Annotated in this window: 4 protein-coding genes; all 4 read left to right on the top strand. The window is 57.0% G+C overall.

The features are described 5' to 3' along the window. Nucleotides 1-153 precede the first annotated feature (153 nt). The 4 genes from ACTNB1_RS14730 to ACTNB1_RS14715 all read left to right on the top strand — a co-directional run bounded on the left by ACTNB1_RS14730 (nt 154) and on the right by ACTNB1_RS14715 (nt 6,175). Entirely contained in the window at nt 154-726 is a 573-nt protein-coding gene (locus ACTNB1_RS14730; protein ID WP_441170529.1) for an inorganic diphosphatase, read from the top strand. A 114-nt stretch (nt 727-840) separates the two neighbouring features. Beyond that, nucleotides 841-2,010 carry a UDP-galactopyranose mutase gene (glf, locus tag ACTNB1_RS14725; RefSeq protein WP_441170528.1) on the top strand — a complete coding sequence of 390 codons (1,170 nt, stop codon included), beginning with the start codon at nt 841-843 and terminating at the stop codon, nt 2,008-2,010. Between the two features lie 11 nt (nt 2,011-2,021). Then, the gene (locus ACTNB1_RS14720) at nt 2,022-3,050 is read left to right on the top strand and encodes a glycosyltransferase family 2 protein (RefSeq protein WP_441170526.1); all 1,029 of its coding nucleotides are present in this window, start codon (nt 2,022-2,024) and stop codon (nt 3,048-3,050) included. 98 nt (nt 3,051-3,148) lie between these two features. Beyond that, a complete protein-coding gene (locus ACTNB1_RS14715; protein ID WP_441170525.1) occupies nt 3,149-6,175 on the top strand; it encodes a hypothetical protein in 3,027 nt (1,008 codons plus the stop codon). The last annotated feature ends 37 nt before the right edge of the window (nt 6,176-6,212 follow it).

The raw sequence follows: 6,212 nt of genomic DNA, 5'->3' as shown, positions 1-6,212 counted from the left end.
GCGGGGGCGGCCCCCCCCCCCCCCCCCCCCCCCCCGCCGTTTTGCGGCCGATACTTGTATTTTGCGTTTCGGACAGATATAATATAACATGCGCAAATATTGCAGGCCGACAGAGGGTGCTCTGCGGTACCAATTTGCAAAGGAGACGTTGTTATGTCCAATATTTGGCATGATATGAACCCTTCACGCATCCAGCCGGAGGACTTTATCGCCGTTATTGAGATTCCCAAGGGCAGCAAGAAAAAGTATGAGCTGGATAAGGAGACCGGCCTGATCATTCTGGACCGGGTGCTTCATACCTCCACCCACTATCCCGCCAACTATGGCTTTATCCCCCGCACCTACGGCGACGACGGAGACCCTCTGGACGTGCTGGTGCTCTGCTCCGAGGCCATGGATCCCCTGACCCTGGTGCGCTGCTATCCGGTGGGCTATATCTCCATGCTGGACGGCGGGAAGAACGATGAAAAGATCATCGCCATTCCCTTCTCCGATCCTACCTATAATACCTATCAGGACCTGATGGATCTGCCGCCTCACATTTTTGACGAGATGGCCCACTTCTTCTCCGTCTATAAGGCGCTGGAGGGGAAGGAAGCCGTGGCCGGCGACGTCAACGACCGTCAGGCCGCTATCCGGGTCATTCAGCAGGCGATGGACCACTATGCCGAGTGCTTCCTGGGCGGCCCCGCCAAGCAGGACGGACAGCCCAGCTCCGACCGGTAAACCTGAGGAAATATTAAGGGAAACTTAATGGCTTTTTTGCCCCATCTTTTATAGTGGTGTGGTAAAATAGGCCCGTATTAGATGAAAATCCGTGCATAGAGAGGGAAGATCCGAATGGAGCAACGATTTGACTGCCTGGTGATCGGTGCGGGCATGGCGGGAGCTGTTTCCGCCCGGGAGCTGGCCGAGCGGGGCGGCAAGCGGGTGCTGGTGCTGGAGCGGCGGGAGCATGTGGGCGGCAACGCCTATGACTGCTTTGACAAGGCCGGCGTGCTGATCCACAAGTACGGCCCCCATATTTTCCATACCAGCAACAAGCGGGTGTTTGACTATCTGTCCCGTTTCACCCCCTGGCTCAACTATCAGCACCATGTGGTGGCCAACATCCCGGAGGGTGAGGGGCGGCTGGAGCTGCCCGTGCCCTTCAACCTGATCTCGCTCCGGACCGTGTTTCCGCCGGAGCAGGCCGCCGCACTGGAGCAGAAGCTGCTGGATACCTACGGGGCGGAGCGGAAGGTGACCATCCTGGAGCTGCGGGAGAGTGAAGATCCGGAGATCCGTGCCCTGGCCGACTACGTATATGAGCACGTCTTTGTTCGCTACACCATGAAGCAGTGGGGGCAGACGCCGGAGGAGATCGATCCGGCGACCACCGCCCGGGTGCCGGTGTTCCTGTCAGAGGACTGCCGGTATTTCCAGGACGAATATCAGGGCATGCCCCGGGAGGGCTATACCCCCATGTTCCAGCGGCTGCTTGACCATCCGGACATCACGGTGGAGACCGGGACGGACGCCCTGGAGCGGATGAAGCTGGACGGAGACCGGATCCTGCTGGATGGGGAGCCCTTTACCGGAACGGTGATCTATACTGGCGCGGCGGACGAGTTGTTTGCCTGTAAGTACGGCCGCCTGCCCTACCGGACCCTGGACTTTGTTTTTGAGACCAAGCCGGTGGATCACTGGCAGAGCCACGGCACGGTGAACTATACGGTGGATCAGGACTATACCCGCATCACTGAGTTCAAGTATCTCACCGGCCAGGAGCTGCCCGGCGTCACCACCATTATGAAGGAGTACTCCCGGGCTTACACCGGTGAGGCGGGGGAGATCCCCTACTACGCCATCATCAATGAGGCCAACAACGCCCTGTACGCCCGCTATAAGGCGGAGGCGGACCAGTATGCCGACTTCCATCTGCTGGGCCGGCTGGCAGAATATAAGTATTACAACATGGACGCCATCGCCGCCCGGGCGCTGGAACTGTGTGACGAACTGCTGAAGTGAGGAACAGATACATGTCGAAGCTCATCACATTTGCCGTACCCTGCTATAACTCCGCGGCCTATATGGATCACTGCGTCCGCACCCTGCTCACCGGCGGGGAGGACGTGGAGATCATTCTGGTGGACGACGGCTCCACGAAGGATGACACTCCGGCCATCTGTGACAAATACGCAGCGGAATATCCAACCATCATCAAGGCCGTTCATCAGGAGAACGGCGGCCACGGCGAGGGCGTTAATCAGGGCCTGCGCCGGGCCAGCGGCATGTACTATAAGGTGGTGGATTCTGACGACTGGCTGGACGAAAAGGCGCTGGCTGCCGCGCTGGATAAGCTGCGGGAGTTTGCCGCCATGGAGCAGCCGGTGGACATGCTCATTGCCAACTATGTCTATGAGCATGTGGAGGACAACACCCAGAAGGTCATGCGTTATACCAACGTGTTCCCCCAGAACCGGATCTTTACCTGGAGCGAGATCGGCCGGTTTCGGCCCTCCCAGTACCTGCTGATGCACTCGGTGATCTACCGCACCCAGCTGCTGCGGGACTGCGGACTGGAGCTGCCCAAGCACACCTTCTATGTGGATAATATTTTCGTTTATCAGCCTCTGCCCTCGGTAAAGAGCATGTATTACATGGATATCGACCTGTACCGCTACTTTATCGGCCGCTCGGACCAGAGCGTGAATGAAAAGGTGATGGTCACCCGGGTGGACCAGCAGGTGCGGGTCACCAAGTTGATGATCGAGAGCCACGCCCTCAACGGTCTGTATTACACCCAGCGGAAGCTGGCCCAGTATATGGTCAACTATCTGTCCATGATGATGACCATCTCCTCCATCTTCCTCATTATTGACGGCTCTCCCGCCGCATTGGGGAAGAAGACGGAGCTGTGGGAGTTCCTGCGGGCCAATAACCCCAAGCTCTACCACAAGCTGAAATACCGGTCCCTGTCCATGGTGACCAATATCCCCGGCTATCAGGGCCGAAAGCTGTCGGTGCGGCTGTACCGGCTAGCCCGGAAAATCTATAAGTTCAACTAAAAAATGCGGAGTCTCCCTTGAGGCTCCGCTTTTTTGTTGCAAAAGAAAGGAAAAAATGATATATATATCATAAATTATGGGAAAAGGAGCGGAGAGAGATGGGAATGAAACGGTGGATCAGCACGGCACTGACAGCAGTGATGCTCCTGACGTTCTTGCCAGCGAATGCGCTGGCTGCGGACGGCGGGACGCCGGAACTTTCCAGCCTGACGGTAAAGACGGCGGACGGGCGGGAGCTCTCTCTCCTGGAAGGGGACACGGCAGTGGATCTGGGTGGGTCTTATTCCTTTACAGCTGCCTTTGACAATCCGGAACAGATCGAGACGGTGTACATCACCAGCACGAAGGGCAGCGCGGTCCGAATGCTGGAAGCTCAGTGGGACGGTACGGCATTTACCACCAATGGTTGGTTTGGTGGAAATGCGGACTATACCCCCGGAAAAATTGGGGTGCAGTATACCGTGAAAACGGAAGAGAACAGTATGACAGGAACGGTGGACTGGGCCGCCCTGGAGACCGAGGGGTGTACCGCCCAAGTCACGGCCAGCTCTGGTCAGCTGACTGAGGCCACCGTGGATTTGACCGCTCTGCTGGAAGCGGAGGGCAAGGTGACGGTGGATCTGGCGGTGGATGTGTTTGACGAGACCACCGGCGGAAACCTGAACGACTGGCTGGGCACCTATAAGGATCTGGAACTGCTCACCAAGTACACGTTGGACGGAGGAAAGTATATTCTCTATCTGGACTATTCCGATCCCTCCACCTATGCAATGATCGTCCATGACGTCAGCGGGAGCAAATTTGTGAAGACGGTGCTGGACGAAGCAGCTGGATCTTCCAAGACCCTGCGGGCTCTGTCAGAGCAGCTGGGTACTATCAAGACGGTGAGTGGCCTGGCCGGCCAGTTCTTTACCATCCAGGACAGTGCCGAGCAACTGCGGGAGCAAGTGTCCGGACGGACCGACCTGACAGGGAGCGAAAAGGAGCAGCTAAATCAGAGCATTGATAATTACGAGAACGACCGACTGCTTTTTACGCTCACCATGACGCTGCTGCCGGCGGTGGTGGCTGCCTCCGGCGGAACTATGGCGGGACCGGCTCTGGTGTTCAATGCTCTGGTGGGAGTTATCAACGCCGCATCGGGGTTTTTCTGGGATAACCGGGTGGGGATGCTCACCGGTTGCGATCCTCTGAATACGGACTTCACCAGCGATGCCCATGGGACCCCTCTGACCAAAAAACTGCTCAGCCAGATGGATTATACCCTGACGGAAAGCGGGACCTACTACTTGGCGGAGAGGATCTCTTCTGACATACGAATCGACGGCGCTCATGTGACTATCTGCAAGCACGGCTATGGATGCACGTTGATTAACGATGGAGGTTCTCTGGAAGTGCGGGACTGTATGTATGAAGAGGATCTGGATGGCAACATGATTGGATGGAGCCTCTATGCCAGCGTTACCAACAATAGCGGCGATGTATCCGTTTTTTGCGGCCAGGTGACGGTGGACAGCCCAGGGGACGGAAATATCTACATCTATGAGGGTACGGTGAATAAAGTGGCTGTGGAGGGAGACGGTGACACCATAGTGTATGGTGGAACGGTGCAGCGGATTGAAAATGGCTGCGGAGATCTGACAATCCACGATGGACGGGTCGGCCAAATTACCAACGCCGAAGGCACAGTACAGATCGACGGTGGACAGGTGGTCCGGGATGGAAGAGGGACCGTACTGAAAAACGAAAGCGGAACAATTACCATTAGCGGCGGGTTGGTCAAAGGCTATGACGGACCTGAGGCCACAGCGACCGGCAGCACGGCGATTGAAAACGGGGCAGGCGGAACGCTGATTATCACAGAAGGGGTTATTATGGGGGGAGCTGGCGATGAAGTGTCGTATCCCTCGATAGAAAATTCCGGGACGCTGACCATTTCTGGCGGGACTTTTTCCTGCGGCAGTCAAAACGGCTGCGGTACCTGCATCGATAATAGTGGAACGGCGGAGATCTTTGGCGGTCGGTTTTTGGGCTGCATAGACAACGAATCCAGAGAGGCGGGCGAGGGACTGACCATCTGCGGAGGCACCTTCCAGGCTGCCGAAGACTATAACATAGCCAATTACTGGGGTAGCGTGGTTATCGAGGACGGAACCTTTCAGGTGATGGGAGAGAGCGACCAATATTGCAATGTGAACAGCAGGCCCGGCAACGCGAAGGCCGTGGCCGATACCATCGTTCGGGGTGGTACGTTCTATTGTGAAAGCGGAAACTGTGTAGAAAGCTGGACAACGACCGCCTCTCTCCGTACGACCATCGAGGGCGGCAGCTTTTACAGTCCTATGGGTTCCTGCGTCTACAATTTAGGAAACGATGTTTCCATGGCTATCTCCGGTGGGACTTTCATAAGCGAAGATCCGCCGGTGTTCCAAGGTTGTGTGACCAATGGGGGAAATGGAGTGCTGGAGATTTCCGGCGGCACGTTTACCTGTTTGGAGGGTGACCCGTGTGTCTTCAGCGATGATAATCCAAACGTAACTATCTCCGGCGGTACCTTCCTGGTTCCGGAGGGCCTCTCCGTGGTGGAGGGCAAGGGCTGCACCCTCCTAGTGGGGGAAAACAGTGACATTGAGATGATTGGGCGCTTCGGCCTGTTCAAGTCGGGATCTTACACAGGCGAGTTCCAGCTGACGATGGATACCCCGGCTGGCTATGACGGCGGGATCGTGTATTATGACGCGCCGGAAGGGGCCGGAGTCTCTGTAACCCCGGCGGAGCTGATGGCCATGGACTTCTCCCGGGAGAAGTATCTCCGTCTGGTGGGAGATATGTCCCTGGGCGGAACCTCGTCGGAGGGTGTGTCTGTCAGCCTGTCCGGCAGTGGAGAGGAGCTGCGCACGGCCAAGGTGTCCGATCCGAATCAGGTGCTGACTTCCGATACCCTGGTCTGGGCGGCCAGTTATGAGGGTGGAAAGATGACCGGCATCACCTCCGGTATCCTCAAGGCCGACGGAACGGTGACCTTCTCTGAGCCGGTAGAGGCGGGAGCGGTGCTCTTCTTCCTGGATGGAGAAAATAAACCCATGTGCGGGAATATCCTGCTCCAACTGGAAAAGACCACCTGAAATCAACAGCGGGGCCGGGGACCTCAGATCCCCGGCC

Origin of the sequence: Flavonifractor sp. HCP28S3_F3 (assembly GCF_052065355.1) — a bacterium.
Classification (GTDB): domain Bacteria; phylum Bacillota; class Clostridia; order Oscillospirales; family Oscillospiraceae; genus Flavonifractor.
The sequence above is the reverse complement of the archived record's forward strand: the minus strand, read 5'-3'. Positions and strand labels throughout refer to the sequence as shown.